The organism is Halomonas maura, from assembly GCF_030409305.1.
GTDB lineage: Bacteria > Pseudomonadota > Gammaproteobacteria > Pseudomonadales > Halomonadaceae > Halomonas > Halomonas maura.
The window spans coordinates 189,868-215,833 of record NZ_JAUFPQ010000017.1 but is presented as its reverse complement, the minus strand read 5'-3'; the positions used below and the strand labels follow the sequence as shown (position 1 = coordinate 215,833).

Genomic DNA, 25,966 nt, shown 5'->3' with positions numbered 1-25,966 from the left:
TGCCGAGTATCGTGTGGCGAGAACTCGCCCGCCGCACGGTCGACTCCTTCTCGAGAGCGTAAACCTGGGCAGTGGATCGCCCCAGGCGCTGGAATCCGACGACCGGGCAAGGGCCCGGTCGTCTGCGTTCAGGCCGAGCGGCGACGCAGGCGGGGCAGGGGCGCGATCTCGCCGCGCAGCCAGGGCCCCAGCAGCCGGGTCGACAGCGGGATGAACAGGAAGACCATCACCGGGGTGAGCATCAGGGTGCTGGCCAGCACCCGCGGCACCAGGGGCAGGCCCGCCAGGGCCTCGCCGAACAGCAGCTGGAAGCCAAGCGAGACGGGGAAGAAGGCGAGCCAGATGGCGATGGCCTGCTTCCAGCGCGGTGGTGTGGCGCTGCCGGCGGGCTGGAACCAGTGGTCCAGGCCGGTGGCCCGGTGCTCCTGGGGCGCCTCGAACAGGCCCTGGCCGCGGGCCAGCCAGGCGCGACGCGAGGCGGAATGCTCCCAGGTGGCGAGGGTCTCGGCATCGCGGAAGCGGAAGATGATCTGGTACTCGTCATCGTCGGCGGGTGGGGCCAGCACGCCGGAGCCCAGGTAGCCGCCGAAGTCCGCGGCCAGCGCGCGGCCCTCCTCGAGCCAGGCGAGGAAGTCGCGGTAGCGCCCGCGGGCCACGCGACGCGCCACCATCAGGGTGACGGGATCAGAGGACATGGTGGTTCTCCTGAAGGATTCGGCGGCCCGGGTAGGGCCGCCGACGCGACAGCCGAGGGGTAACTCCGCTGTACGGCAGGAGAATAGTCCAGCAGCCGCTATTTATCTACTCGTATGAGCTGCAATAGTGGATTTTCCTGGAAATGTCTTCTGTTCTGGGGCGCTTCCCGTTCCGGGCCGGGGAGCGCCCCGGCCGGCCCGCCGTCGGCGCGGCGAGACCAGGGCCTCACGGGCCGGCAGGCAGGAGGGCTTGCGGTAAATGTCAGACATTTCGTATAGTAAGGTCAGATATTTTGGAGGTCGCCGTGACGACACTATCCCAGCTTCCGCTGCCGCCCGACGCCGGTGGGGCCCAGGCCCTGGCCACCACGCTGGCGCATGCCATCCTGTCGGGCAAATGGGCGAGCGGTGAGACCTTTCCCCGCGAGCGGGACCTGTGCGAGCACTTCTCGGCCAGCCGCAATCGCGTGCGCAACGCCCTCGCCGAGCTGAGTGGCAGCGGCCTGATCGACCGCACCGCGGGACGCGGGACGGTGGTGCGCGATATCGAGGACTGGCATCTCCTCGACCCGCAGATGAGCGAATGGATGGCCGGTCTCGAGGCGCCGCATCCGCAGCTGGTCCGCGAGGTCTTCGCCTTTCGCCTGTCCGCCGAGCCGTTCGTCAGCGAGCTTGCCGCCCTGGCGGCCACGGGGCAGGACCTGGCGCGGATCGAGTCGGCGCTGGTCGGGATGTGCGAGAGTGCCGCCGACCCGGCGCGGCGAGAGGAGCATGCCGAGCATGATGTCGCCTTCCACGATGCCATCTACCGCGCCAGCCACAACCTGGTCTGGCGCCAGATGGGACTGCTGCTGCGGCCCTCCATCGTCGCCCTGATCCAGCACTCCCATCACCAGGCCGGCTCCCTGGACGACAGCCTGGACCGTCATCGCCAGGTCTTCGACGCGATCCGCCTGCGGGATCCCGAGGCGGCCCGCGACGCCACGGAGCGCGTCCTGGCGCGCACCGCCGCCGACCTCGGCGTCGAGAACGGCGCGCGCCAGTTGCAGCGTCCGGCCTCGCTCCCCCTCTGACCCGCGGTCGTGTCACGGCCGTTACCACTTGCCCCACCTCGAGGACCCACCGCATGAAGATCACCCGACTCAAGACCTGGCAGGTGCCGCCCCGCTGGCTGTTCCTCAAGATCGAGACCGACGAGGGCTGCTACGGCTGGGGCGAGCCGGTCATCGAGGGCCGTGCCGCCACGGTGGAGGCGGCCGTGCACGAGCTTTCCGACTATCTGGTCGGCCAGGACCCGCGCCGTATCGAGCACCTCTGGAACGTGATGTATCGCGCCGGCTTCTATCGCGGCGGCCCGATCCTGATGTCGGCCATCGCCGGCATCGACCAGGCGCTCTGGGACCTCAAGGGCCGCGACCTGGGCGTGCCCGTGCACCAGCTGCTGGGCGGCCCGGTACGCGACCGGATGCGCATGTACGCCTGGACCGGCGGCGACCGGCCCGACGACGTGGGCGCCGGCGCCCGGGCCCTGGTCGACCAGGGCTTCACCGCCTTCAAGATGAACGGCACGCCGGAGCTGCAGATCGTCGACTCCCACCGCAAGGTCGACGAGGCCGTGGCCCGGGTGGCGGAGGCCCGGGACGCCGTGGGACCGGACGTCGGCATCGGCATCGACTTCCACGGCCGCGTGCATCGTCCGATGGCCAAGGCGCTGCTGCGCGAGCTGGAGCCGTTCCACCCGATGTTCGTCGAGGAGCCGGTGGCCCCGGAGCACCTGCCGTGCCTCAAGCAGATCGCCGGCGGCCTGGGCTACCCGCTGGCCACCGGCGAGCGCCTGCACACCCGCTTCGCGTTCCGCGACCTGCTGGCCGACGGCATGATCGACATCGTCCAGCCGGATCTCTCCCACTGCGGAGGCATCAGCGAGGGCCTCAAGATCGCCGCCCTGGCCTCGGCCCATGACGTGGCGCTGGCCCCCCACTGCCCGCTGGGACCGCTGACCCTGGCCACCTCGCTGCACGTGGATGCGGTCTGCCACAACGCCTTCATCCAGGAGCAGAGCATGGGCATCCACTACAACCGGGACAACGACGTGCTCGACTACCTGGTCGACAAGTCGGCGCTGGCCATCGAGGACGGCTTCTGCGCCATCCCCCAGGGCCCGGGGCTGGGTGTCGAGATCGACGAGGCCTTCGTGGAGGAGCGCGCCAGGGTGGGCCACCGCTGGCGCAACCCGGTATGGCAGCACGAGGACGGCTCGGTGGCCGAGTGGTAACCGGCCAGGAGAGCGAGCATGAGTGAATCGACCAATGCGACCCTTGCCCCGGCCTGGATCGCCGTGGACTGGGGCTCCAGCAACCTGCGGGCCTGGGCGCTGGATGCCGATGACCGGGTGATCGCCGAGGCCAGCGCCCCGCGCGGCATGCTGGGCCTGGCGCCCGAGGCCTACGAGGGGGTGCTGCTGGAGGCGGTCGGTGACTGGTTGCCGGCGGCCCCGCCGACCGAGGTGCTGGTCTGCGGCATGGCCGGGGCCCGCCAGGGCTGGGTCGAGGCCGCCTACCTGCCGCTGGATGCCGGGGCCAACGATACCCTCGGCCGTCTCGGCGGCCGGCTGACGCCGGTGACCACCCGCGATGCCCGCCTGCGCGTGCGGATCGTGCCGGGGCTCTGTCAGCACGCCATGCCGGACGGCGGCGAGGCCTTCGACGTGATGCGCGGCGAGGAGACCCAGCTATCCGGCCTGGTCGCCAGGCACCCCGATTTCAGCGGCGCCGTCTGCCTGCCGGGCACCCACGCCAAGTGGGCGCGCCTCGAGGCGGGCCGCATCACGGGGTTCACCACCTTCATGAGCGGCGAGCTCTACCAGCTGCTCAGCCAGGACTCGGTGCTGAAGCACTCGCTTCACGCCGATGACCTCGATGACGCGGCCCAGCGGGCGGCCTACCTGGACGGCGTCGACACCGCCATGGCCGCGCCCGGGCGCCTGAGCGCGGAGCTGTTCGGCATCCGGGCCCGGGACCTGCTCGATGCCTCGCTGCCCCGTGATGCCCGGCGCGGCGAACGCCTGGCGGCGCGCCTGTCCGGCCTGGTGCTGGGCCTCGAGCTGGCGGGTGCCACCGCAACGCTGGCCCCCGGCAGCCCCGTCGTGCTGATCGGTGCCGAGGCGCTGTGCCGGCGCTACCGGATCGCCCTGGCGCATCGCGGCTTCACGGTCGACGTGCACGCCAATGCCGACATGATCCTGGCCGGCCTGGGGCGCATCCACCGCGCCACGCCGCCCGCAACCCCCTGATGCGCGGCCGCCGATGCCTGGCGGCCGCCCCGAGACTGCAAGGAGCCTGTATGAGCCTGCCACTGGTCGCCATCCTGCGCGGCGTCACGCCGGATGAGGTTATCGCCATTGCCGAGGCCGTCATCGATGCCGGCATCACCCGCATCGAGGTGCCGCTCAACTCCCCCGAGCCCCTGGAGAGCCTCCGCCGCCTGGCGGCACACGCTGCCGAGCGCGGCGGCGAGGAGATCCTGATGGGGGCCGGCACCGTGCTGACGCCCGAGCAGGTGCGCGAGGTGCACGCCGCTGGCGGTCGCCTGATCGTCTCGCCGAACATGAACGAGGCGGTGATCGGCGAGAGCCGGCGCCTCGAGATGGTCTCCCTGCCCGGCATCGTCACGCCCACCGAGGCCTTCGCCGCCCTGGCGGCGGGCGCCTCCGGGCTCAAGCTGTTCCCCGCCTCCCAGGTCGGCATCGCCAACATGAAGGCGATGATGGCCGTGTTGCCCGCGGGCACCGAGCTCTATGCGGTGGGCGGCATCGGAGCCGATAACTTCGCCGACTGGCGTGCCGCCGGCGTGCACGGGGCGGGCCTGGGCACCGCCCTCTATACGCCGGGACTGACGGCCGCCGAGGTGGGCGAGCGGGCCCGCGCGCTGGTCACGGCCTGGCAGCAGGCACGCTGACCCCCCCCCCCCCTGGCAGGAGCCCCCGAGCATGAGCGAGTCCCCCTCCGACGAAACCTTGCCGTCCGGCCCGTGCCTCGGCCAGGCGAAGTGGCTGATCGACAGTCGCTGCGAGCTGGGCGAGGGCCCCGGCTGGGACGCAGGGCGCAGCGAGCTGCGCTGGCTGGATATCCTGGCCGGCGAGCTGCACCGTGCCCGCGGCGATGGCCGTGAGCATCGCGTCACCCGGCTGGCGCACCGGACCTCCTATGCGGCGCTGACCCGCGACGATGACTACCTGCTGGTGGCGGAGAACCGCCTGTCGCGCTTCGACCCGCAGACCGGCGCGACCCGCGACTTCCTGCCCTTCGAGGCCGACAACCCCGTCACCCGCAGCAACGATGCCCGCGTCGATACCCATGGCAGCCTGTGGCTCTCCACCATGGGGCTCGGTGCCGAGCCGGGCGCCGGCAGCCTCTATCGCCTGCATCGCGGCGAGCTCACCCGGCTGCGCCGGGGGCTGACCATCCCCAACGCCCTGTGCTTCTCGCCGGACGGCCGCCACGCCTACGTCAGCGACACCGCGACCGGCTGGGTGATGCGCTGGGCGCTGGACGACCAGGGCTTCCCCGTGCGTGGCCAGGATGGCGCGTTCGCCGACCCCGAGCTTTGGGCCGACCTGCGCCAGTCGGGGGGCGGCCCGGACGGGGCCGTGATGGATAGCGAGGGCTGCCTGTGGATCGCCCTGTGGGGCGCCGGGCGCGTGGCCCGGTTGAGCCCCGAGGGCGACGAGATCGCCCACGTGCGGGTGCCCGCGCGCCAGCCCTCCTGTCCGGTGTTTGGCGGCGCGGCCCTCACCACCCTCTATGTCACCACCGCCCGGGAGGGCATGGCGGCCCCGGAGGCGGCGGATGGCGGCGTCTTCGCCATCGAGCTGGCCGAGCGCCTGCCCGGCTGCCGGGGCCTGGCCGAACCGCCACTCAGGCTTGCCTGAGCCGCGCGCGACCGGCCGTGCCCACGCCACGCACCGCGTGAGCTTCACCGGCGCGACCGCCGCGCCCCAAGGCCGTCCCACGAGGTAGCACTCGAGCCCGCGAGTGATGCCCTCTGTCGTCGAGCGGATGGGTCTCTCCTTCGGGAGCGCTGCCTGCCACGCGCTGGCGCCCGCTCATGTCCACCCCATCGACATGTCTGCGCGACATGTTTAAGGGTCGCCGTTGTTTCGACACGTCGGCGGGACATGTCGATGGAATCGACATGTTCTCAAGACATGGCGGTCTCGAGATCCGAGTGCAACGCTATTGAAGGGGGCTCGGGCCGCCGACGGATTTTGCACACCTCGGCGGAGACTTCCAGCGAGAGCATCGCCACTGACGGGGCCTTGCCGCGGGTGATGATCAACGGCGGATGATTCGCAGGTCCGTCGCATGGTTTGGGTTCGTTGAGTCCGAACGGAGTGATAACTGAAGATCTGCATGGCCCGGGTGGCGGTGCCATCAGGCTGAGGGATGCCGTTGCTATGCTTGCTGCATTGGGGGAGGGGTGGGAGCCATGCCGTACCTGCCGCTGTTTGCTGTGCTGATCCTGTCGGCACCCATGGCCCAGGCCGAGGAGTCGGGTGTGGCCTTCACCGTGGGCGGCGAGCGCTTCGTGTTGACTCCGGCCTGCGTCCAGCGGGTCGCGCATGCCACGGGCGATGCTGGGCTCGTGCATCTCCGTTTCGACATGGCCGAGACGCCGGGCTGTTTCGGCGCCTTCCGGCGCCTGCTCTCCACGCATCAGGGTGAACGCCCGTCCGTGACCTTCCGGGGCGAGAGGCTGCTGGAGGCGGTGCTCCATATTCCCTTGGGGCCCGAGAATATCGTGCTGGTAGCGCAGCATCCGGGAGCGGCCGTGGCGGCTGCCGAGTTCCTGCGTGGCGTGCCGCACACCGAGGCGCCATGATGGGCAGCGCCGTATGTTTTCGTCGCCTCGTCGCGGGGCTGGTCGCGACCCTGGCCGGGTTGGCGTTGCTGGTGTGGCTGGCGCTGTGGTGGCTGTCCCCGGCGCCGGTAGCAGGCCAGCTGGTCGAATATCACGGCGATGTGCCGGTAGCCGGCGCCACCATCACCGTGCGCCGCCAGGGCTGGGGGCGCAGCGAGCATGATGGGCAACTGATCTGGGACAAGGGCTATGTGGTCACCGCGATCACCGACGCCGAGGGGCGCTTTCGGGTGCCGATGCCCGGCCCGGTATGGCTGGTGGGCACTGGCGGTGGCCGGCTCATGGCGGAGGCGGCGGGGTTTCACTCCCTGGCGGTGGGCCCTGTGCCGCCGGGGGCGAACCTGCTGCTGCAGACGGTGGCCGACCGCGACGAGCGGCTGCCCGGCGGCACCGCCTATCTGGGCTGGGATGAGGCCGGCGAGCCCTTCGGCTGGTCGTTCCTCGACCACGCCCCGGCTCGCGACCCTGCGCGGGTCGATCTCTATCCTCTCGCGCTGAGTCGCGAGCCCCTCGAGGTCACCCTGGGCGTGCCCGATGGGGGAGGGCTCCACTTCGTGCCGGCCGCTGCCCAGGGCATCGCCACGCCGTCCTGGGACTACCTGCTGCGCTATCTGGATGCCTCGCCCGAGCCGCCCACGGCGCCACGCCTGGTGCTCGACGACACCCCGGGCACCCTCTTCCTGCGCACTCCGCAGGGGCGGCACGCCAAGCTGGCCTGGGAGCCCGGCGCAGTGAGCGCCATGTCGGGTACGGTGCCGGGGCTCGATACATCCAGTGAGCGGCTGCTCTCGCTGCGCTTCGTCTATCGCCCCGGTCCCGGGGACAGGCTGCCGTATCAGCCCCCTCTCGGGCCGGTCGAGCCCGTGCGCGCCGCGCTGCTGGCGTCGCTTCCCGAGGAGGGCTCGTTGGCCATGGGGCCACGCAGCTATCGGCTGGTGGTGAGCGATGCGCAGGGCAGGGAACTGGAGCGGCAGCGCGTCGAACTCATGCCGGGAGTTCCCGTGGACCTGGCGAGCTGTGCCGAGGATGCGCCGCTGGCCTGGCGGTTCGAGTCGCTGCGCCTGGATTATGGCGAGGACACTCTGCCACGCCTGCAACTGACGCTGGACGGCGAGCGCTTCGTGCACCACTCGGCGCCGCGTCTGGTCAGCAGGCGTCACGCCACCGTGGTCGAGGTTCAGGCCTTCGATACCGCCTACCGGCGCCATGACCTGAGGGTCAGGATTCGCGAATTGCCCGGTGATACCGGCCCGGCCGGTTGCGCGGCGCCGCCTTGAACCCGGACATCAGCGGAAATCAGGGACGGGTCCTTGAAAGTCAATGGAGATCACCATGAAAGGACATGAGTACGCCCTGCTCGATGTCTTCACCGACCGGGCTTTTGCCGGGAACCCGCTGGCGGTGTTCCCCCGAGCCGAAGGGCTGGATACCGGCACGATGCAGGCCATTGCCAACGAGCTGAACCTTTCCGAGACGGTATTCGTCGGACAGGCCACGGGGCTGGCCCGTTACCCCATCCGTATCTTCACGCCGACCATGGAGCTGCCCTTTGCCGGTCACCCGACGATAGGCACGGCGCACCTGCTGGCGGAACTGGGCATGGCCCAGCGTGATAGGCCTCTCACGCTCGAGGCCGGCGCCGGACCCTTGGTAGTGGATTACGAACAGGATCTGGCCCGCTTCACCACGCCGGAACCCCTCAGCATCATGGCCAGCCCGCTGAACCGGGCGGTGGCTGCAGAGTTGATTGGCTTGAAGGCCAGTCAGGTCGTCGGCGCGCCAGTGCTGGCATCTTGCGGGCTGCCCTATCATCTGATCGAACTCGATTCACTGGAAGCGCTCGAGAGGGCACGGCCCTCGCCAGGCGTCTGGGTGGAATGGGTGTCACCCAGCGGTTATGAGCAGATCTATCTCTACGTTGCCGACGATCAATCCCGGAAGAAACAACGCCTGCGCACCCGGATGTTCTCCACTGAAGGTGGAGTGCGCGAAGATCCGGCCACCGGCAGTGCCGTCGCGGCCCTGGCGGGGAAACTGGCAACGGATAAAGAGGATTCCGGCCCATGGCGTTGGCAAATCGACCAGGGCATCGAGATGGGGCGGCCGAGCCGAATAATTGCCGAGGCCCAACGCGATGGCTTCGACCTGACCATCCGAATTGCTGGACATGCGGTGATTGTCGGAGCGGGGGCGCTCCGTGTTACAGAGTGAGTAGTCAATCACCTGGGTCCCGGCCAGTATAGGCCGACACCGATGGGTTGGATCAGGAGAATGCTGTGCAGAGTTTGAGTGGACGCTGGCGTATTACCTGGATGGAAACGTGGCCGCAGGATTACGTCGATCTCACTGAGCCTGGCTACGTCCAGTTCAGCGGTAACGAAGGTGAGTTCCTGTTCGGTGCCGTTCACGGTTGGATGAATGTGAGGTATTCGGTGGATAAGCGCCGCGCTGAATTCTCCTGGCAGGGAGATGACGAAGGCGATGAGTGTAGTGGCCGGGGCTGGGTCGTGCTTGGTGACAGTGAGGATGCAGAAGGGCAATTATTCATCCATATGGGAGATGAATCGGCGATGACGTTGCGTAAGGAGCCTTGATGATGGCATCAAGACGACGGAGAAATCAGGACGGGTCCTTGAAAGTCACTGACGGGTTCGCCGACGTGTTGCGATGCTTGGCGCCCCGAGGCGGTGCGGCGTAGCATTGGCTGCTTGATTCTCAGGCAGTCAGGCGCTGGAAGGGCTTCAAGAATGACAGCAACGCAGGACGAGGCGGCACTCCTGACCGATCGGCAGCTGGCCATGCTCGCCGGGGAGGCCGCCTTCGGACGCGGCGTGGAGTATTACCGCGAGGGCATGGTGGTCGGCTGGAACAGGAAAGGCGCCACCATCACCGCCGATGTGGAGGGCAGCGAGCGCTATCGCGTGGTGCTGAAACTGAGCAAGCGGGGCCTGGAGGGCGGCTGCGATTGCCCGGCCTCCGAGGGCATCGACTTCTGCAAGCATTGCGTGGCGACCGCCCTGGCGTACCGCGCGGACCAGGCCGAGCAGACGCGGCTGACGGAGGGCGATGCAGCGGAGCGGATTCGCGCCTACCTGCAGCAGATGGACAAGCCGTCGCTGGTCGAGGCGCTCCAGTCACTGATCGAGAATGACCCGCTGCTGCGCCAGCAGTGGTCGCTGCGGGCCGATGCGGTGCTCGGCGTGCTGGATCACAAGGCGCTGAAGAAGCGCATCACGGCGGCGTTTCCCATCAACCGCGATCTTTACCGTTACGGCCAGGTGAGTGCCTACTTCGCCAGGGCGGAGGCCGTCGTCGACCAGCTCGCCGAGCAGGCGCCGCAACTGTCCGCGGACAAGTGCCTGACGCTGGTGGACTATGCGCTGTCGCGCATGGCCCGGGCGCTGGAGACCGTCGACGACTCCGGCGGCTTTCGTTTCCATTGCGAGGCGACCCTGCAGACGCTGCATCTCCAGACCGTGAAGCGGCTCGACTGGTCGTCCGACAAGCTGGCGGCGTACCTCTATGACAAGGCATTTGGTGGCGGCGAGGACATGTACCCCGAGATCCCCGATGCCTATGTCGAGGCGCTGGGCGAGGTGGGCATGGCGGCCTATCATGCCCGCCTGCAGCGGGCCTGGGACGCCTTGCCGGAGCTGCCGGCAAAGGCGGGGTGGTCGGAGCAGTATCGCTACATTCGCCTGCGCGACCCCTTGTTCAAGCATGCCGAGGCCGCCGGCGACCTGCCGTCCATGCTCGCGCTGTACCGGAAGACCGCCAGCAACGAGCGGGACTGCCTGGATGCCGCCGAGCTGTGCATCGCGCATGAAGCCTGGGATCAGGTGGAGCCTTGGCTGACGCGAGCGGCGGAAGCGGCGTCCGGAAAGCTTCCTCACCAGCAGATTGAACGCCAGCGGCTCGAGGTGCGCCTGCACCTGCATCGAGGCGAGGCGGAAGCGGCAGCGGCGCTGCAATGGGACATCTACCGGCACACGCGGCACCTGGAGGATTATCGCCAGCTGGTGGAACTGTCATCCACGCGTGGTCTGGCCGTCGATTATCGCCAGCGGGTCCGCGACTGGCTGGTGGAGCGGCTCGATCAGTCCTCCCAGCCACCCTTCGGCTGGGCTCCTCGGACGGCAGACAGCTTGCTGGAAATCCATCTGTTCGAGGGGCGCCTGGCCGAGGCCCAGGCGCTGTGCGCCGAGCGGCCGGTGTCGCCCAGTCTGTTGCACCAATTGGCGCAGGCGCTGAAGGACCCCGACGAGAGCCTGCCGCTGTACCTGCGCCTGGTACGCCATATGGTTCGCCAGACCAACAACCAGGGCTATCGCGACGGCATCGCCTTGCTGGAGGAGCTGCGGGACACGCTGGACACCTCGGCGCAGCGCCAGGCATTCGAGCAGGCGCTGATGCAGCTGCGCACCGAGTTCAAGCAAAAACGCAACTTCATCAAGTGGCTGAACGAGGCCTTCCCGGCCTGAGAGGGGGCAGGGCGGCGTTGAGACGATTGCCAATCGATCCGGTGCGCGTCGTGCTGTTGGCGTTTCTCGACCGACCGGTCGATGCTTCTGGGTGGGAATGGCATCGAGCCTTTGCCCGAGGATAGGGCCGGGCTAGAGGGAGGCCGAGATGTTCAAACCGATGACCCTGTCAGGGCTGATGCTGGCCGTCTTGTGCGCCGGCGCCGCCATGACGCAGACGGCAGACGGTAACGAGGGCGTCCGGCTCGAGATCACGGAGTGGAACGTGCCCTTCGCCGGCGGGCGAGCCCGGGATCCCTGGGTGGATGCCGAGGGGCGGGTCTGGTTCGTCAGCCAGCAGGCCCACTATGTCGGGCGCTTCACGCCCGAGAGCGGCGAGTTCGAACGCTTCCGCCTGGAGGATGGCACCGGGCCGCACACGGTGATCACCAATGCGCAGGGCGTCTGGTACGCCGGCAACCGAGCCGCGCATATCGGCTTGCTGGATCCGGCCAGCGGCGCGATCGAGACATTCGTGCCGCCCGGTGATGGCCGCCGCGATGTGCACAGCATGGCCTTCGACGGGGACGGCAACCTCTGGTTTACCGAACAGGGTGGCAACCGCATCGGCTTCTTCGATACCCGACGCCAGGCGTTCACCATGCATGAGGTCTCCCGTGGCTGGGCGCGCCCCTATGGCATCGTGGTGCACGACGACCAGCCCTGGGTCGCCCTGTTCGGCACCCACCGGCTGGCGACGGTGAAGGACGGCGAGGTGCGGGAGATCGACCTGCCGCGTGCGGAGGCCCGGCCTCGACGGCTGGACATCGCGTCCGACGGTCGGGTCTGGTACGGCGATTATGCGACCGGTCATATCGGCCGCTATGACCCGGGCAGCGGGGAAGTCAAGGAGTGGCCGGCGCCCTCGGGGGCGCGCTCGCTGCCCTACGCCGTGGTCATGGACGGCGAGGACCGCTTCTGGATAGTGGAAACCGGCGTCCGGCCCAACCGCTTCGTCGCCTTCGATACCCGGGCGGAAACCTGGAGCGAGGCCTTCGAGATCCCCAGCGGGGGCGGCACGGTGCGCCACATGGTCTATGACCCGGCGCGTGACGCCATCTGGTTCGGCACCGACGAGAACACCCTCGGCAGGGCCGAGCTGCAATGACACCCGCCTTGGCGGGATGCCGCCAGACCCGCCGGCGGCCGCCGAGCGGGGCCATGGCATCCGACGAGACTCGGGCCGGCATCGGGGCGGAGGCGCTCACTCCCGCTCGTCGCGGGTCGAGCGCAGCAGCACCCGGTCCATGCCCCGCGTACTGAGCACCCGCTTGAGCGCGGCGAACAGCTGGGTGGGCAGCGTCACGGCGTAGCGGGGCCGTGGGCGGCGGCTCTCCAGGGCGTGGATCAGCTTTTCCACCACCGCCTCGGGACCCAGGGTGAAGGGGGCCTTGCCGTCCTGGCTGGCCAGGCGGGCCTCCACCTTCCGGTAAGTATCCGCATGGGCGCTGTGGGCGGTGTCGATATGCGCCTGGAAGGCGCGGTAGGCGTTCTCGCGGAAGCGGCTGGTGATGGGGCCGGGCTGGATCAGGCTGACATGGATGCCGCTGCCCGCAAGCTCCTGGCGCAGGGTGTCGGTGAGGCCCTCGAGGGCGAACTTGGAACACACGTAGGCACCGCGGTAGGGCAGGGCGGCGAACCCCAGCACCGAGCTGTTCTGCACGATGCGCCCGTGGCCCTGGGCGCGCATCATCGGCAGGACCCGGGTGGTGAGCTCGTGGGTGCCCAGCAGGTTGGTCTCCAGCTGCTCCCGCAGCACCGCCCGTGACAGGTCCTCCACCGCGCCGGGCTGGCCGTAGGCGCCGTTGTTGAACAGTGCCGTCAGTCGTCCCCCGGTGCGCTGCCGCACCTCCTCCACCGCGGCCTCGATCGAGGCGCTGTCGGCGAGGTCCAGCGGCAGGGCCTCCAGGCCTTCCTCCTTTAGCCGTGCGACGTCCGCCTCGGCCCGAGCCGTGGCGAAGACCCGCCAACCGCGCGCCGCCAGGCCGTGGGCCGCGGCATGACCGATCCCGCTGGAGCAGCCGGTGATCAGCAGGCTGCGCGTCGTCTCTCGGCTATCCGGCATGCTTGTTGCTCCTGTAGCGCCATGTGTTGCGCTTTCTTATCCATTCACCAGCCGCGCCCGGCTGGTGCCGTTGCCCAGCGGTTCGACCCGGATCTGCACCGGAATGCGCTCGTGCATCTCCTGGACGTGGGAGATCACCCCGACCCGGCGGCCCAGCGCCTGCAGGCCGTCGAGCGCCTCCATGGCCAGCGCCAGGGACTGCGGGTCGAGGCTGCCGAAGCCCTCGTCGATGAACAGCGACTCGATGGTGAGTTCGCCCGCCGCCATGGAGGCCAGCCCCAGCGCCAGGGCCAGCGAGACCAGGAAGGTCTCGCCGCCGGAGAGCGAATGCACCGAGCGGCGCTCGTCGCCCATGTCGTGATCCACCACCAGCAGGCCCAGTTCGCTGCCGCCGCGTACCAGCCGGTAGCGGCGGCTGAGCCCGGCAAGGTGCGCATTGGCATGCTCCAGCAGCTGCTCCAGGTTGTAGGCCTGGGCGATGCGACGGAACGCCTTGCCGTCGGCTGAGCCGATCAGCTCGCTGATCCGGCCCCAGCGGCGATACTCGGCCCGCGCCGCCTCGAGGTCGGCCTGGGCGTCCTGCTGGCGCTGGCGCCGGCGGTCGTCGTCGCGCAGGGCATGGACGGCCTCGTCGCGTCGCTGCTGGGCGGCCTCCAGCCGCGGGGCGAGGGCCTCGCGCTCGCCGGCCAGGGCGTCCCGGCGGCGGGCGATCTCGGTATCGATGGCCTCGCCGAGCAGTGGCGCGTCGTGGGCTTCGTCGTGTTCGCCGGTCTCGCCACGACCGTCCGTGGCCAGCTCCTGGTCGCGGCGGTGGGCGACCAGCGCCCGGCGGCGCTCCTCCAGGCTGGCGGCAGCCTGCTGGCGGGCCTGCTCGGCCTCCTCCAGCTGTCGCTGCTGGCGCTCGGCCTCGTCGTCCGGCTGGGCCAGCAGCCAGGCGAGCAGGGCGTCCGTCAGCTCGGGATGCGCCGCGCGCCACTCGGCCAGCTCGCTCTCCAGGGTGTCGCGCTCCCGGCGCAGCGCCTCGCGCCGCTCGGCCTCGTGGGTCGCCTGCTGGGCGAGCCGCTGGCAATGCTGCTGGGCCTCGTGGAAGCGGGCCAGCGCCCCGTCGCGGGCCTGGCGGGCGGCGTCCTGGCGGGCGTCGAGGTGCTGCTGCCAGTCGTCCGGCGAGGCATGCTCGCCGAGCAGACGCTGGAGCTCGGCGGCGATGGCGTCGCGTTCGCGGCGCAGGGGCGGAATCCGCTCGCCCAGCGTGGCCAGCTCCTGGTCGAGGTCGGCGCGCTGGGTGTCGAGCCTGGCGAGGGCCAGGGCGTCCTGGTGCAGGGCCCGCTCCAGCGGAGCCAGTTCGGCCTCGGCGCGGGCGATCTCGTCGAGGGCCCGCTGGTGTTGCGTTCGCTGTGCCTCGACGGCCTGGCGCTGGTGGGCCAGCCAGGCATCACGCTCGCTGGTGTCGATGGCGGCCAGCTCGGCGTGCAGCGGATGTTCGCCGAGGGCCTCGCTCGCCTCGGCCCGTCGCCTTGCGGCGGTGTCGAGGTCCGCTCGCTGCTGGGCCACCGACGCCTTGAGGGCGCGGTATTCCCCTTCGAGTTCATCGCGCTGCCGCTGGGCCCGGTCACGTTGCTCCCGGGCGTCCGCCAGCTGGCGCTCCTCTTCCGCCTGCTGGGCGGCGAGCTGAGCGGCCTCGGGCGTGGCCGGCGGCCGATGGCGCCAGGGATGCTCGAGGCCGCCGCACACCGGGCAGGGCTCGCCGTCCGCGAGGCCCTCGCGCAGCCTGGCGACGCTCTCGCTGCGCACGGCGCGGCTGCGTTCGACGAAGGCCTGCACGCTCTGGAGGTGGCGCTCGTGGTCGTCGAGTCGCCGGCGGGCGGCCTGGCCCTGTTCGACCAGCGTCTCGAGGCGCTGGTCGGCCTCCGCCAGGCCCGCCGTCAGCGCCTGGTGTGCCTGGTCGGCGCGGCAGGCCTCCTGCCAGCGGCTGTGCAGCTCGCCCAGCTGCAGCTGGCGGCGAGCGGCCCGGTCATGGGCCTGTTGGGTCGCCTGGCGGGCGCTCTCCAGGCCGTCGTGATCGCCGATCAGGCGCTCGAGGGTGGCGTGCCACTGGTCGCGCCGTTCGCGCCGCTGGCGATGTTCGCCGTCCGTCCGCCGGTGCTGCTCGGCGAGCTCGTCGGCGCGCCGGCGGCGCTCGCCCTGCGTGGCCTCGAGTTCCGCCAGCTGCTTGTCCCGGGTGGCCAGCGTCTGGGCCCGGTCGCGGGCCTCGCGCAGGGGCGCCTCGGCCTGGCGGCGCGCCTCGACGGCCTCGCCGAGTGTCCGCTCGGCCGCCTCGTGTGCCTGGCGGGCCTGCTCGCGCGCGCTCTCGGCGTCGGTGAGCGCCCGCTGCGTCTCGGCGTGGGTGGCCTCCAGGGCGGCGAGTTCGCCGGGAAGGTCGGCCTGGCGCCGCAGGCGATGGCGCTGCGGCAGGATCACCCGGCGCCACGCCTGCGCCTCGCGGTCGGGGGCCAGTCGCTGCCAGCGGTCCTCGGCGTCCTGCTGGCGCTGGTGTCCCTCGACGTAGGCCTGTCGCAGGGTGTCATCCGTGGCATGCCACCGCTCGCGTGTCTCCAGGTGGCCGGCGTCGCGCTGCAGGGCGTCGAGTTCGCCCTGGGTGGCCTTGGCGTGGCGCTCGAGTTCGGTGCGGGCCTCGGGCTCGGCGGGCAGGTCGTCGGCGAGCCGAGCCTCGATCGTCTCGACGGCCTTCCTGGCCTCGCTGGCGCGGCGGTAGGCGGCCATCGAGATGGCGGAGTATTCGGTGGTGCCGGTCAGCCGCTCCAGCAGGTCGCTGCGCTCGTTGTCGTCGGCCTGGAGGAAGGCGGCGAACTCGCTCTGGGCCAGCAGCACGGCGCGGGTGAACTGCTCGAAGGTCAGCCCCAGACGCTCGGGCAGCAGGCGGTCGAACTCGCGCTTCTGGGTGGTCAGCAGGTGGTCGTCGTCCAGGTCACGCAGCGACTGCTCGATGGCCTGCAGGCGCCCGTCGGCCTTCTCGCGGGCGCGGCGTACCGCCCAGCGGGCCCGGTAGCGGCGGCCGTCGCGGCCCACGAAGTCGACCTCGGCGTAGCCGCTGGCGGTGCCGCGGCGCAGCAGGGTGCGCGGGTCGGCGGTGTTGAGGGTCGCGTCGCCCACGTCGGGCAGCGGCGCCTCGCGGCCGGGGGCCTGGCGCAGCCGCGGCGTGCCGCCGTAGAGCGCCAGGCACAGGGCGTCGAGCAGGGTGCTCTTGCCGGCGCCGGTGGGGCCGGTAATGGCGAACAGCCCGGCGTCACTGAGCGGCGCGGTGGTGAAGTCGAGTTCCAGCGGGCCGGGCAGGGAGGCCAGGTTGGCCAGGCGCAGGGCGAGAATCTTCATGCGCCTTCCTCCCCGTCGTCGTCCAGCACCTCCTGGCGCAGCCGGTCGAAGTCGGTGAGTACGTCCTCACCCGGCGGTTCGCCCCAGCGCGCCTGCCAGGTGCGCTCGAACAGCCGGCGGGGGCCGAGGGCTTCCAGGTCGATGCGCTCGGGGCCGTCCTCGGCCTCGACCCGGGGCAGGCGGCGCTCGAGGCGCAGCAGGCGCAGTGCCTTGCCCTCGAGGGCCGCGTCCACCCGGGCGCGCAGGTCGGGCATGGGCGCGTCGAGTTCGACCCGCAGCTCCAGCCACGGCCAGCGCTCCCTGGCGAGCGCCGGATCCTCCTCCAGGGCCTCGAGCTCGGCCAGCACCGCGTCGAGCGGTGCCGGGCCGAGGCGGTGCATCGCCACCGGGCGGGGCACGGGCAGCGCCTCGACGCCGGCCAGCGCCTCGCCCTCCAGGGTCACCTCGAGCACCTGGTGGGGGTAGGTCACCTCGCTGAAGTCCAGGGGCAGGGGGCTGCCGCTGTAGCGGATGCGCGCCTCGCCGACCTGTTGGGCGCGGTGCAGGTGGCCGAGCGCCACATAGGCGATGTCATCGGGAAACAGGCCCGCGGAGATCGACTCCTCGCCGCCGATGACGATGGGGCGCTCGCTGGCCTCGGAGACGGCGGCGCCGCGCAGGTGGGCATGGCTCATGGCCACCAGGGCCTGGCCGGGGGCGCGGCGCGCCTGGGCGGCCGCGATCAGCTGCTGGTGGACGCGGCCGATGCCGGCCACATAGGCGTTGCCGGGGTCGCCGGCCGCGTCGCCACCCCGGCCGGTGACCTCGGCCGGCCGCAGGAAGGGCAGCGCCAGGCACCAGGCGCGAGTCTCGCCGGACGCGTCGGTGAGCGGCACCAGCAGGCGGTCGGCGTCGAGCTCGCCGGCCTCGGTCCAGGCGACCCGGCCCAGGGCGTGGGTGCGCAGGCGCCGCATCAGCGGGGCCGGCAGCTCGATGCGGTTGCCGCTGTCGTGGTTGCCGGCGATCAGTACCAGGTCCAGGCGGGGCAGGCGCTCGTGAGCCTCGACGATGAAGTCATAGAGCAGCGCCTGGGCCTGCAGCGAGGGATTGACCACGTCGAAGAGGTCGCCGGCCACCAGTAGGGCGTCGGCCCGGCGTTCGACCAGGGTATCCAGCAGCCAGGTCAGGAAGGCGCGGTGCTCCGCGTGGCGCTCCTGGCCGTGAAAGCTCTGGCCCAGGTGCCAGTCGGCGGTGTGGATCAGTCTCAGCATCGGTTCCCCGGTGTTCCATCACGCGGCAAAGGCTCTAGTCTAACCCGAGCCATCGCCATGATTCAGGGAGTCCGTGATGTCATCGACGCCTTTGCACGAATGGGACCTCGCCCCCGCCGAGGCCATTGGCCTGCAGCGCCGCCTGGCCGGCCGAGTCGAGCGGGTCGACCGGCTGGACCCGGTGCAGCATATCGCCGGGGTGGATATCGGCTTCGAGCAGGGTGGCGAGATCACCCGTGCCGGCGTGGTGGTGCTGGCCTGGCCGCCGGCCGCCGAGGGCGCCTTCGCGGTGGTCGAGCAGGCGGTGCACCGCGAGCCGACGCGCATGCCCTATATCCCGGGGCTGCTGTCGTTTCGCGAGGTGCCCGCGGCGCTGGCCGCCTTCGAGAAGCTGACGATTCGCCCCGGACTGGTGATGGTCGACGGCCAGGGCATCGCCCATCCGCGCCGGCTGGGCGTGGCCAGCCACCTGGGGCTATGGCTCGACCTGCCGACCATCGGCGTGGCCAAGACGCGGCTGGTGGGCCGCCACGCCGAGCCGGGCCCCGAGCGCGGCGACTGGGCGCCGCTGCAGGATGACGGCCCCGGGGGTGGGGAGATCATCGGCGCGGTGCTGCGCTCGCGCCAGGGCGTCAAGCCGGTATACGTCTCGCCGGGGCACCGGCTGTGCCTTGAGACCGCGGTGGGCTGGGTGGTGGCCTGCCTGGGCAAGACCAAGCTGCCGGAACCCACCCGGCTGGCCGACCGGCTGGCCTCGCGGCGTGACCAGAGGCGGCGCTGAGCGGCCCTGTCATGGTCGTCGCTTGCCTTTCGGGGTAGGGCGGCGGACCATGATCGTCCCTTCACTTCGGATGCCCGCCATGACCGCCTCGCCCGCCACCCCCATCGACGCCACCCGCGCCTGGGTCGAGACCTTCGTGGTCGGCCGTGAGGTGTGCCCCTTCGCCGGCCGCGAGGTCGCCCGCGACAGCATCCGCTATGTCGAGGTGGACGCCAGCGATCCGGCGGCCGCGCTGATGCGGCTGATGGAGGAGTGCTGGCATCTCGATGACGACGCCGAAACCGAGACCACGCTGCTGGTGCTGAGCGAGGGCCTGGCCGACTTCGACGACTATCTGGACCTGCTGGGGCTGGCCGAGGCGCTGTTGGTCGAGCAGGGCTACGAGGGGGTCTACCAGCTGGCGAGCTTCCACCCGGACTACCAGTTCGACGGCGAGACGGAGAACGCCCCGCGCAACTACACCAATCGCTCGCCCTGGCCGATGTGGCACCTGCTGCGGGAAGCGGGCCTGGAGCGGGCGCTCGCTCACTATCCCGATCCCGAGGCGATCCCCGAACGCAATGCGGCAATGATGGAGGCCCTGGGCCGCGAGCGGCTGGCCGCCTCGCTCGCCGCCCTGCGCGGGGCGGCCTCATAGGCTTTGTACGAAAACTGCCTGCGCTTGCCCATACGGCGTTAAAAATCGGCTCAAAGTACTCATTTACACCTCGTAAACTCCATCTTTTCGCCGATTTTTGCCTTGTCTGGCCATCGCTCGCGGACTTTTCGTAACAAAACCTAGCGCCGAGGGATCGGCGGGGGCGCGGGCCCATAAGAAAATTGCATGCCGGGGGATAAGGCGCCGGCTCTACTCGTGCGGCGGCGCGCCCGTCACCATGCCGGCGATCGCCAGCGTGATGACCGCAGCCACACGAGGAAGCCCGAGATGTCCACCCGCCATGCGTTCGTCGTTCACGAGCAGCCCCCGTCGATCGTCCTCGACGACGGAGAGCGCTCAAGGGAGATCAGCCCGCTGTGGCTGCGCGAACGGACCCAGGCGCCCGACCAGCTGGAGCCGATGACCCGCCAACGTCTGTTCGATTCCCACGCCATCGATACGGCGCTGACGCTCGATAGTGCGACCCGGCTTGACGAGCACCAGGTGGTGCTCGCGTTCAGCGATGGCCATCGCGAGACCTATGATCTTCGCGTGCTGGCCGACGAGCTCGACGACACCGCGATCTTTCCCGCGGCCGAGCCCTGGGACGCCAGCCTGGATCGGCGGCGAGTGCGCTTCGACTGGCGGCGGGTGCTCGAGGAGCCGGCCTACTTCCGGGCCTCGCTGGATGCCTATCTGCGCTTCGGCTACCTCGTGCTCTACGGCGTGCCCACCGACCCCGAGCGCATCCTCCAGGTCGGCGGCCACTACGGCTATGTCAAGGAGACCAACTTCGGCCGCTACTTCGAGGTCTACTCGCGGCCCAGCGGCAACGACCTGGCCTATCGCAGCGTGGCGCTCGGTCCGCATACCGACAACCCGTATCGCAACCCGGTGCCGGGCATCCAGTTGCTGCACTGCCTGGTCAACGAGACCAGCGGGGGGCTCTCGACGCTGGTCGACAGCCTCAAGGTGCTCGAGCGGCTGCGCCACGAGACCCCCGAGGGTTATGAACTGCTCAAGACCATTCCGGTGCGCTTCCGCTTCGTCGACGCCGGCACCCAACTGGTCACCCATCGCACCATGATCCAGACCGATGACGACGGCCATCCGACCGGGGTCCACTACAGCCCGCGCCTGGATGCCCTGCCGCTGCTCTGCGACGCCGAGACCCGGCTGTTCCACCGCGCGCGTCAGCGGCTCGGCGAGCTGTTCTCGGACCCGACCTACGAGGTGCGCTTCGCCCTCGACGCCGGCGAGCTGCTGCTGTTCGACAACAGCCGCGTGCTGCACGGGCGCACCCGCTACGACACCCGCGAGGGGCATCGCCATCTGCAGGGCTGCTACCTCGACAGCGACGGCCCGCGCGAGCGCTTCGCGAGCCTGCTGAAACACCATGATTCGATCGAGGAGGTCGCCTGAATGGAACAGGTCGCGTTCCGACAGATGAAGGAGGGTACCCGGGAAGAGTATGTCTTTCTCGAGCGCCTGGAAGACCAGTTCAACCAGGGCCTGGTGGATCGCCTGCTGCAGGCGCTGCGCCATCTGGAGCATGGCCTGAGCGGCTACCGGGTCTCACGGCTGGAGCATTCGCTGCAGTCGGCCGCCCGCGCCGAGGCCGATGGCGCCGACGAGGACATGATCATCGGCGCCCTGCTGCATGATCTCGGCGACGAGCTCGCGCCCTACAATCACTCCCAGCTGGCCGCGGCGATCATTCGCCCCTACGTGCGCGGCGAGGTCACCTGGGTGGTGCACCACCATGGCCTGTTCCAGACGTTCTACTACGCCCACCACTTCGGCGGCGACCCGAACGAACGTGACCGCTACCGCGATCATCCCTGGTACCAGAGCTGCGTCGACTTCTGCGAGCGCTACGACCAGGCCGCCTTCGATCCTGACTATCCGACGCCGCCGCTCGAGCACTTCGCGCCGATGCTGCGCCGAGTGTTCTCGCGCCCGCCCTTCGACCCGGCGGTGATCGGCGAGGAGCATCCGCTGGAGCCATGACGGCCCTTGCGTGGCCCGGCACGGGAGCCCCGGCCGGGCGCGCGTGACCTCGATACCCGCCGCCCCGCGTCCGCTGCGCTCGGGCGTGGTGGCCCTCCCTCCATGAATGAGCTCTCCCGGCCAGCGATCCGGCCGTGTCAGCGGCGGGCGCAGGCCTCCTGCCGGTGGATGGCATCGATCAGCCAGTCGCCGATCGGCTGGATGACCGCGCTGCGATGATGCTTGACGTTGAGCCAGTAGCCATAGTCCTTGCGGGTCACGCGGGGGCCCAGTGCGATCAGCTGACCGCTCGCCAGGTAGTCCTCGACCAGCGGCGACCAGCCCAGCGCCACCCCCTGGCCGGCCAGCGCGGCGTTCAGCAGCAGGGCATAGTTGTGGTAGGCGAAGACGTCGTCGCTCGGCACCAGGCTCAGCCCGGCATGCTGGCACCACTGTGTCCAGTCGAGCCAGCGCGGATCCTTGATGTCCTGGTGCAGCAGCGACAACTCCGGGAGATCCGATGCCGTGAGCACATCGGTCAGGCCATGGGCGCTCGCATAGTCGGGACGGCACACGGGAAAGACCGCCTCTCTGGCCACCAGCCGCCCCGCGTCCTGCGGCCTATAGGGACCGAAACGGATGGCGATGTCGGCGGCCTGTCGCTCCGGGTCGTCGGCGCGATCGATGGGCATCAGCCTGAAGGTGAAGCCCGGAAAGGCGCGCTTGAGCGCCGGCAGCTGTGGCAGTAGCCAGAGGTGCGTGAAGCCCGAGCCAGCGGCGATCGTCACCGAGGGCGAGGGTCGTTGGCCATGGTGGATCAGTCGCTCGCAGGCATCGCGAATCTCCTTGAGGTTGGGCGAGATCTCCCGAAAGAAGCGTTCTCCCTGGACCGTCAGCGTCAAGCGGGATCCCTGTCGATCGAACACCGGGAGGCCCAGCCGCTCCTCCAGGGTACGGATACGCTGCGAGATGGTCGGTTGCGTCGTGCGCTCCTCCTCGGCGGCTGCCGTCATGGAGCCCAGTCGCACCGTGGCCTCGAAGGCGACCAGGGATTGCAGGGAAGGGAGTCTGTGCTTCATCGGGGCGATCGTTGGCCTGCGGAACGTGGAGGAGGTATCGACGACGCCGTGGAGCGATAGCGTCGTAGGCGTCCAGGGATTATCGCCAGGCGAGCGGGGGGAACGCCATAGCGGCGTGCCCCCTAGCAGTCTGTCGGGCTTGACCGATCGTCGCGAAAATCACGGATTTCGAGTCAACTTCATCGATCGATTGAGGCGAATAGCGCGCTATTTAATGACATCGATCGAATGAAGTTGGCCGACAGTCCGGGATTCACAGTAGATCAGCGTTAAGTCCGACAGGCTGCTAGACGATATCCAGCGGCGCCTTGCGTGTCGGCGCCGGGAAGGCGGCATCGAGCCGGGCCAGGGCGTCCTCGTCCAGGCTCACGTCGAGGGCGTCGGCGTTGTCGCTGACGTGGCCGGGCTGCACGGCCTTGGGAATGGCGATGACGTCACGCCGGGCGTCGCCACGCCTTCCGTCGACCGGGCGGATCGCCCAGGCCAGCAGCAGCTGGGCCGGGGTCAGCTCGCGCTCGGCGGCCACCGCCAGCACCTCCGGATGGTCGAGCAGCCGCCGGCGCAGCCGGCCGCCCTGGGCCAGCGGACAGTAGGCCATCAGCGGCATGCCGTGGTCGCGCTGCCAGGGGCGCAGCGCATGCTCGATGCCCCGCGAGCCCAGGTGGTAGAGCACCTGGTTGACGGCGCAGTCATTGCCGCCGGGCGTGGCCAGCAGGGCGTCCATGTCATCCACGTCGAAGTTGGAGACGCCGAAGCGGCGGATCTTGCCGGCGGCGCGCAGCCGCTCGAAGGCCTCCAGGGTCTCGTCCAGGGGGATGCCGCCGGGCCAGTGCAGCAGGTAGAGGTCGAGGTGGTCGGTGCCGAGTCGCTTGAGGCTCGCCTCGCAGGCGGCGATCGCGGTGTCCCGCCCGGCATTCCAGGGATATACCTTGGAGACCAGGAAGGCCTCCTCGCGGCGACCCGCCAGGGCCTCGCCGGCCACTTCCTCGGCGCCGCCGTCGCCGTACATCTCGGCGGTGTCGATCAGCCTCAGGCCACGTTCCAGGCCCTGCTGGAGGGCACGCACCTCGTCGGCTCGGGGAGCGAGGCCCTCGCCCATGAACCAGGTGCCCTGGCCGATGGCGGGCAGCTCGACGGCGGGTTCATGGGCGGTGGCGGCCAGGGTGACACGGGGCGGGATCGTCATGACGCTTCCTCTCGATATTTGTGGAAGTGTTTTCCATATATACTGGATTCAGCTCGATCGAGATGCAATACGGTCTTGTGTCCCGGGGAGCTCATCCGCATGGTCTATCGTGTAGGAGCAACGCTTCGACCCACCCAATGATCGAGGAGTCGACATGAGCATCAAGAAGAACGGAAGCGCCGTCTGGAAGGGCGGTCTCAAGGACGGCCAGGGCACGGTCTCCAGCCAGAGCGGTACGCTCAGCGACGTGCCCTACAGCTTCGCCAGGCGCTTCGAGGGCGAGGCCGGCTCCAACCCCGAGGAGTTGATCGGCGCCGCCCATGCCAGCTGCTACTCCATGGCGCTGTCCATGATCCTCGGCGAGGCGGGCTACACCCCCGAGCGCATCGCCACCCAGGCCACGGTCTCCCTGGAGGAGGTCGAGGGCGGCTTCGGCATCACGGCGGTTCACCTGGAAACCCGGGCCAGCGTGCCCGGCGCCGACGAGGCAGCCTTTCAGGACGCCGCCAACAAGGCCAAGGAAGGGTGCCCGGTCTCCAAGCTGTTGAACGCCGAGATCAGCCTGGACGCCAAGCTGGAGGGCTAAAAAGTGTCTGCGCTCGGCTATACGGCGTTAAAAATCGGCTCAAAGGGCTCATTTACTCTCCGTAAACTCCGTCCTTTCGCAGATTTTTGCCTTGTCTAGCCTTCGCTCGACGACTTGTTAGATATTGCTTGATATATGTCGCTGAATGACTCGCGAGGCCACCTTCGGGTGGCCTCCTTGCGTTCAGGGGCGGCGCCGGGCGGCGTCCACCAGGGCGCGGATCAGGCGCTGCTGGGGGCGGTTGAAGATCAGCCACTCGGGATGCCACTGCACCCCGATCAGGAAGTCGTGGTCGCGGGACTCGATGCCCTGCACCAGGCCGTCGCGGTCCCGGGCGACGATCTCGATGCCCTGGCCGGTCTCCTTCACTGCCTGGTGGTGCAGGCTGTTGATGCGGCACCAGGTCACCCGCAGGATGCGGTTCAACTGGCTGGCGCCGACGATATCCACGGTCTTGCGGGGCAGCACGGTGCGCCGCCGCTTGAGCCCCTCGTGGGTGGTGTAGATGTCCGGGTCCAGGGTACCCCCCAGGTGGACGTTGATCAGCTGGGCGCCCCGACAGATGCCGAGCACCGGCCGGCGCGCGGGGATGAAGCGCTCCAGCAGCTCGAGCTCCAGGCGGTCGCGCTCGGGGTCGATGCGCACGTCGAGCTGCATCTCGCCGCCGTAGTGGTGGGCCTCGATGTCATCGCCGCCGCCGATGATCAGGCCATCCAGGGCCGGCGGGCGGGGGCGCGAAGGAGACAACCGCAGGGGCCGGCCGCCATGGCGCCACACGGCGAACCAGTCGAACCACCAGGCGATGCGACTCTTGCGATCCGAGGTGGTGATGCCGATCAGCGGGCGCGGGTCGCGGCTCATGGGCGACGGCTCCAGCGACGCAGCGCGGTCCACCAGCGCCGGGCAAGCGAGGGGCGGTGCAGGGCGAGGTACTGGGCGCCACGCTCGGCCAGGGTGGCCGGCGAGGTCGCCAGCACCTCCACCTCGAGCCAGCGATTCCATTCGGTGACCGCGCCCCAGCCGGGTTCGGACAGCTGGGCATTGGGCAGCCGGTAGTGGAGGGTGGGGCGCGGCTTGACCAGGGCGTTGGTCAGCAGCGCGTGGGGGTGCTCCGGGTGCAGGTAGGCGAACAGCGGCAGCAGGTCCAGCTCGCGGTTGCGGGTCGGGTTGTCCTCCAGGTAGTCGTCGATCAGGGTCTCCAGGTCGGGCGTGTAGTCGGGGTCCAGCACCTTGATGGCATAGGCCCGGGGGAAGGGGTTGGCATGGGGCAGCATCTCCCGGGTGATGTCCACCCGGATCTGTTCGCGCAGCCACTTCGCCGTGAGCAGGTAGGCCCGCAGGTAGGCCAGGATATCCTCGACGGCCAGGCTCGGCATCTCGGGATTGAGGTGCAGGCCGAAGCCGTACAACAGGCTGGCGTCGGTGCCCTTGGCGCCATGGTGGCGCAGCCCCTCGAACAGCGCGTCGAGTTCGTCGAGCTCGTCCCAGGGCACCGGCGGGCAGACGATCTCGGTGGGCACCAGGCCGGTGACCACGTCGCCGATCAGTTCCCGGGTTCGCGTGTGGAAGTCCTGGCGCATGCGCTCCCATTCGTTGTCCTGATAGGCATCGGGATCGATGAGCCGGCTGTCGGGATGGGCATACTGGGTGTCCAGCTCGATGCCGAAGTCGCCCCAGCGGGCGCCCGTCACCTTGAGCCGGTGGGCGCTGATCACCTCCAGCCGGCCGCCGAACAGCGACTGCACGAGGTTGGCCGTCGCGCGGGGGGGCATGCCGGCGAACTCGATCTCGACGCCGACACGGCGGAGGCGACCATCGGCTCTGCAGGGCACAGGTGGCGGTTGGGGCGTCATGTCGGCATCCTGTGGGCTCATTTCGTCGGCAGCCTAA

General features: G+C 69.8%; 24 protein-coding genes. 16 read left to right on the top strand and 8 right to left on the bottom strand.

The features are described from left to right. Positions 1 to 128: 128 nt before the first annotated feature. On the bottom strand, positions 129 to 695 hold the full coding sequence (locus tag QWY76_RS11050) for an antibiotic biosynthesis monooxygenase (RefSeq protein WP_290311254.1): 567 nt from the start codon (positions 693 to 695) through the stop codon (positions 129 to 131). A 305-nt stretch (positions 696 to 1,000) separates the two neighbouring features. On the opposite strand from QWY76_RS11050, the gene QWY76_RS11045 reads away from it, so the two are divergent. From QWY76_RS11045 to QWY76_RS10995, 11 genes are all read left to right on the top strand, one after another. Beyond that, complete coding sequence (locus QWY76_RS11045; protein WP_290311253.1) at positions 1,001 to 1,768, top strand: FadR/GntR family transcriptional regulator; 768 nt, start codon at positions 1,001 to 1,003, stop codon at positions 1,766 to 1,768. Between the two features lie 53 nt (positions 1,769 to 1,821). Further along, the gene (gene dgoD / locus QWY76_RS11040; RefSeq protein ID WP_290311252.1) at positions 1,822 to 2,970 is read left to right on the top strand and encodes a galactonate dehydratase; all 1,149 of its coding nucleotides are present in this window, start codon (positions 1,822 to 1,824) and stop codon (positions 2,968 to 2,970) included. Between the two features lie 18 nt (positions 2,971 to 2,988). Then, the gene (locus QWY76_RS11035) at positions 2,989 to 3,987 is read left to right on the top strand and encodes a 2-dehydro-3-deoxygalactonokinase (protein WP_290311251.1); all 999 of its coding nucleotides are present in this window, start codon (positions 2,989 to 2,991) and stop codon (positions 3,985 to 3,987) included. Positions 3,988 to 4,037: 50 nt separating this feature from the next. Further along, positions 4,038 to 4,652, top strand: coding sequence for a 2-dehydro-3-deoxy-6-phosphogalactonate aldolase (locus QWY76_RS11030; RefSeq protein WP_290311250.1), 615 nt, complete (start codon positions 4,038 to 4,040; stop codon positions 4,650 to 4,652). Between the two features lie 31 nt (positions 4,653 to 4,683). Further along, positions 4,684 to 5,625: an SMP-30/gluconolactonase/LRE family protein gene (locus tag QWY76_RS11025; protein WP_290311249.1), complete on the top strand. Its 942-nt coding sequence runs from the start codon at positions 4,684 to 4,686 to the stop codon at positions 5,623 to 5,625. 557 nt (positions 5,626 to 6,182) lie between these two features. After that, complete coding sequence (locus QWY76_RS11020) at positions 6,183 to 6,575, top strand: hypothetical protein (protein WP_290311248.1); 393 nt, start codon at positions 6,183 to 6,185, stop codon at positions 6,573 to 6,575. Beyond that, complete coding sequence (locus QWY76_RS11015) at positions 6,572 to 7,891, top strand: carboxypeptidase-like regulatory domain-containing protein (RefSeq protein WP_290311247.1); 1,320 nt, start codon at positions 6,572 to 6,574, stop codon at positions 7,889 to 7,891. Before QWY76_RS11020 ends, QWY76_RS11015 begins: the two co-directional genes overlap by 4 nt. A 55-nt stretch (positions 7,892 to 7,946) precedes the next feature. Continuing rightward, complete coding sequence (locus QWY76_RS11010) at positions 7,947 to 8,825, top strand: PhzF family phenazine biosynthesis protein (RefSeq protein ID WP_290311246.1); 879 nt, start codon at positions 7,947 to 7,949, stop codon at positions 8,823 to 8,825. Positions 8,826 to 8,890: 65 nt separating this feature from the next. Next, positions 8,891 to 9,208 (top strand): hypothetical protein, encoded by a 318-nt coding sequence (locus tag QWY76_RS11005; RefSeq protein WP_290311245.1) that lies wholly within the window; start codon positions 8,891 to 8,893, stop codon positions 9,206 to 9,208. A gap of 153 nt (positions 9,209 to 9,361) precedes the next feature. Further along, positions 9,362 to 11,095, top strand: a complete 1,734-nt coding sequence (locus QWY76_RS11000; protein ID WP_290311244.1) for an SWIM zinc finger family protein — start codon at positions 9,362 to 9,364, stop codon at positions 11,093 to 11,095. A 148-nt stretch (positions 11,096 to 11,243) separates the two neighbouring features. Beyond that, positions 11,244 to 12,242 (top strand): Vgb family protein, encoded by a 999-nt coding sequence (locus tag QWY76_RS10995; RefSeq protein WP_290311243.1) that lies wholly within the window; start codon positions 11,244 to 11,246, stop codon positions 12,240 to 12,242. A 96-nt stretch (positions 12,243 to 12,338) separates the two neighbouring features. Here the strand turns inward: QWY76_RS10995 and QWY76_RS10990 are convergent, their stop codons facing one another. Genes QWY76_RS10990 through QWY76_RS10980 form a run of 3 tightly spaced genes read right to left on the bottom strand, consistent with a single transcriptional unit; the run spans position 12,339 to position 17,818 of the window. Further along, the gene (locus QWY76_RS10990) at positions 12,339 to 13,199 is read right to left on the bottom strand and encodes an SDR family oxidoreductase (protein WP_290311242.1); all 861 of its coding nucleotides are present in this window, start codon (positions 13,197 to 13,199) and stop codon (positions 12,339 to 12,341) included. Positions 13,200 to 13,235: 36 nt separating this feature from the next. Beyond that, positions 13,236 to 16,568 (bottom strand): AAA family ATPase, encoded by a 3,333-nt coding sequence (locus QWY76_RS10985; protein WP_290311241.1) that lies wholly within the window; start codon positions 16,566 to 16,568, stop codon positions 13,236 to 13,238. Continuing rightward, positions 16,565 to 17,818 carry an exonuclease SbcCD subunit D gene (locus QWY76_RS10980; RefSeq protein WP_290311240.1) on the bottom strand — a complete coding sequence of 418 codons (1,254 nt, stop codon included), beginning with the start codon at positions 17,816 to 17,818 and terminating at the stop codon, positions 16,565 to 16,567. Before QWY76_RS10980 ends, QWY76_RS10985 begins: the two co-directional genes overlap by 4 nt. Positions 17,819 to 17,894: 76 nt before the next feature. Here QWY76_RS10980 and nfi point away from each other — a divergent pair, with 76 nt between their 5' ends. From nfi to QWY76_RS10960, 4 genes are all read left to right on the top strand, one after another. Beyond that, positions 17,895 to 18,599: a deoxyribonuclease V gene (nfi, locus tag QWY76_RS10975; RefSeq protein WP_290311239.1), complete on the top strand. Its 705-nt coding sequence runs from the start codon at positions 17,895 to 17,897 to the stop codon at positions 18,597 to 18,599. A 79-nt stretch (positions 18,600 to 18,678) separates the two neighbouring features. Further along, positions 18,679 to 19,236 carry a DUF1415 domain-containing protein gene (locus tag QWY76_RS10970; protein WP_290311238.1) on the top strand — a complete coding sequence of 186 codons (558 nt, stop codon included), beginning with the start codon at positions 18,679 to 18,681 and terminating at the stop codon, positions 19,234 to 19,236. Between the two features lie 288 nt (positions 19,237 to 19,524). Beyond that, complete coding sequence (locus QWY76_RS10965) at positions 19,525 to 20,658, top strand: TauD/TfdA family dioxygenase (protein WP_290311237.1); 1,134 nt, start codon at positions 19,525 to 19,527, stop codon at positions 20,656 to 20,658. After that, the gene (locus QWY76_RS10960; protein ID WP_290311236.1) at positions 20,659 to 21,246 is read left to right on the top strand and encodes an HD domain-containing protein; all 588 of its coding nucleotides are present in this window, start codon (positions 20,659 to 20,661) and stop codon (positions 21,244 to 21,246) included. Positions 21,247 to 21,383: 137 nt separating this feature from the next. Here QWY76_RS10960 and QWY76_RS10955 read toward each other — a convergent pair whose 3' ends face one another. Beyond that, positions 21,384 to 22,304 (bottom strand): LysR substrate-binding domain-containing protein, encoded by a 921-nt coding sequence (locus tag QWY76_RS10955; protein WP_290311235.1) that lies wholly within the window; start codon positions 22,302 to 22,304, stop codon positions 21,384 to 21,386. Positions 22,305 to 22,590: 286 nt separating this feature from the next. Beyond that, positions 22,591 to 23,490, bottom strand: coding sequence for an aldo/keto reductase (locus QWY76_RS10950; protein ID WP_290311234.1), 900 nt, complete (start codon positions 23,488 to 23,490; stop codon positions 22,591 to 22,593). A 154-nt stretch (positions 23,491 to 23,644) separates the two neighbouring features. Here QWY76_RS10950 and QWY76_RS10945 point away from each other — a divergent pair, with 154 nt between their 5' ends. Continuing rightward, positions 23,645 to 24,076 carry an OsmC family protein gene (locus QWY76_RS10945; RefSeq protein ID WP_290311233.1) on the top strand — a complete coding sequence of 144 codons (432 nt, stop codon included), beginning with the start codon at positions 23,645 to 23,647 and terminating at the stop codon, positions 24,074 to 24,076. Positions 24,077 to 24,259: 183 nt separating this feature from the next. Here the strand turns inward: QWY76_RS10945 and QWY76_RS10940 are convergent, their stop codons facing one another. Continuing rightward, on the bottom strand, positions 24,260 to 24,937 hold the full coding sequence (locus QWY76_RS10940) for a gamma-glutamyl-gamma-aminobutyrate hydrolase family protein (RefSeq protein ID WP_290311232.1): 678 nt from the start codon (positions 24,935 to 24,937) through the stop codon (positions 24,260 to 24,262). Continuing rightward, entirely contained in the window at positions 24,934 to 25,929 is a 996-nt protein-coding gene (locus QWY76_RS10935; protein WP_290311230.1) for an amidoligase family protein, read from the bottom strand. Before QWY76_RS10935 ends, QWY76_RS10940 begins: the two co-directional genes overlap by 4 nt. Positions 25,930 to 25,966: the final 37 nt, after the last annotated feature.

Bases quoted from the DNA above. Each gene is read 5' to 3' on its own strand.
- QWY76_RS10945 (WP_290311233.1), top strand. From the start codon at position 23,645: ATGAGCATCAAGAAGAACGGAAGCGCCGTCTGGAAGGGCGGTCTCAAG.
- QWY76_RS10985 (WP_290311241.1), bottom strand. From the start codon at position 16,568: ATGAAGATTCTCGCCCTGCGCCTGGCCAACCTGGCCTCCCTGCCCGGC.
- QWY76_RS10980 (WP_290311240.1), bottom strand. From the start codon at position 17,818: ATGCTGAGACTGATCCACACCGCCGACTGGCACCTGGGCCAGAGCTTT.
- QWY76_RS10960 (WP_290311236.1), top strand. From the start codon at position 20,659: ATGGAACAGGTCGCGTTCCGACAGATGAAGGAGGGTACCCGGGAAGAG.
- QWY76_RS11000 (WP_290311244.1), top strand. From the start codon at position 9,362: ATGACAGCAACGCAGGACGAGGCGGCACTCCTGACCGATCGGCAGCTG.
- QWY76_RS11035 (WP_290311251.1), top strand. From the start codon at position 2,989: ATGAGTGAATCGACCAATGCGACCCTTGCCCCGGCCTGGATCGCCGTG.
- QWY76_RS11025 (WP_290311249.1), top strand. From the start codon at position 4,684: ATGAGCGAGTCCCCCTCCGACGAAACCTTGCCGTCCGGCCCGTGCCTC.
- QWY76_RS10935 (WP_290311230.1), bottom strand. From the start codon at position 25,929: ATGACGCCCCAACCGCCACCTGTGCCCTGCAGAGCCGATGGTCGCCTC.
- QWY76_RS10955 (WP_290311235.1), bottom strand. From the start codon at position 22,304: ATGAAGCACAGACTCCCTTCCCTGCAATCCCTGGTCGCCTTCGAGGCC.
- dgoD (WP_290311252.1), top strand. From the start codon at position 1,822: ATGAAGATCACCCGACTCAAGACCTGGCAGGTGCCGCCCCGCTGGCTG.
- QWY76_RS11010 (WP_290311246.1), top strand. From the start codon at position 7,947: ATGAAAGGACATGAGTACGCCCTGCTCGATGTCTTCACCGACCGGGCT.
- QWY76_RS10950 (WP_290311234.1), bottom strand. From the start codon at position 23,490: ATGACGATCCCGCCCCGTGTCACCCTGGCCGCCACCGCCCATGAACCC.
- QWY76_RS10970 (WP_290311238.1), top strand. From the start codon at position 18,679: ATGACCGCCTCGCCCGCCACCCCCATCGACGCCACCCGCGCCTGGGTC.
- nfi (WP_290311239.1), top strand. From the start codon at position 17,895: ATGTCATCGACGCCTTTGCACGAATGGGACCTCGCCCCCGCCGAGGCC.
- QWY76_RS11015 (WP_290311247.1), top strand. From the start codon at position 6,572: ATGATGGGCAGCGCCGTATGTTTTCGTCGCCTCGTCGCGGGGCTGGTC.
- QWY76_RS10990 (WP_290311242.1), bottom strand. From the start codon at position 13,199: ATGCCGGATAGCCGAGAGACGACGCGCAGCCTGCTGATCACCGGCTGC.
- QWY76_RS10940 (WP_290311232.1), bottom strand. From the start codon at position 24,937: ATGAGCCGCGACCCGCGCCCGCTGATCGGCATCACCACCTCGGATCGC.
- QWY76_RS11050 (WP_290311254.1), bottom strand. From the start codon at position 695: ATGTCCTCTGATCCCGTCACCCTGATGGTGGCGCGTCGCGTGGCCCGC.
- QWY76_RS11030 (WP_290311250.1), top strand. From the start codon at position 4,038: ATGAGCCTGCCACTGGTCGCCATCCTGCGCGGCGTCACGCCGGATGAG.
- QWY76_RS10995 (WP_290311243.1), top strand. From the start codon at position 11,244: ATGTTCAAACCGATGACCCTGTCAGGGCTGATGCTGGCCGTCTTGTGC.
- QWY76_RS11020 (WP_290311248.1), top strand. From the start codon at position 6,183: ATGCCGTACCTGCCGCTGTTTGCTGTGCTGATCCTGTCGGCACCCATG.
- QWY76_RS10965 (WP_290311237.1), top strand. From the start codon at position 19,525: ATGTCCACCCGCCATGCGTTCGTCGTTCACGAGCAGCCCCCGTCGATC.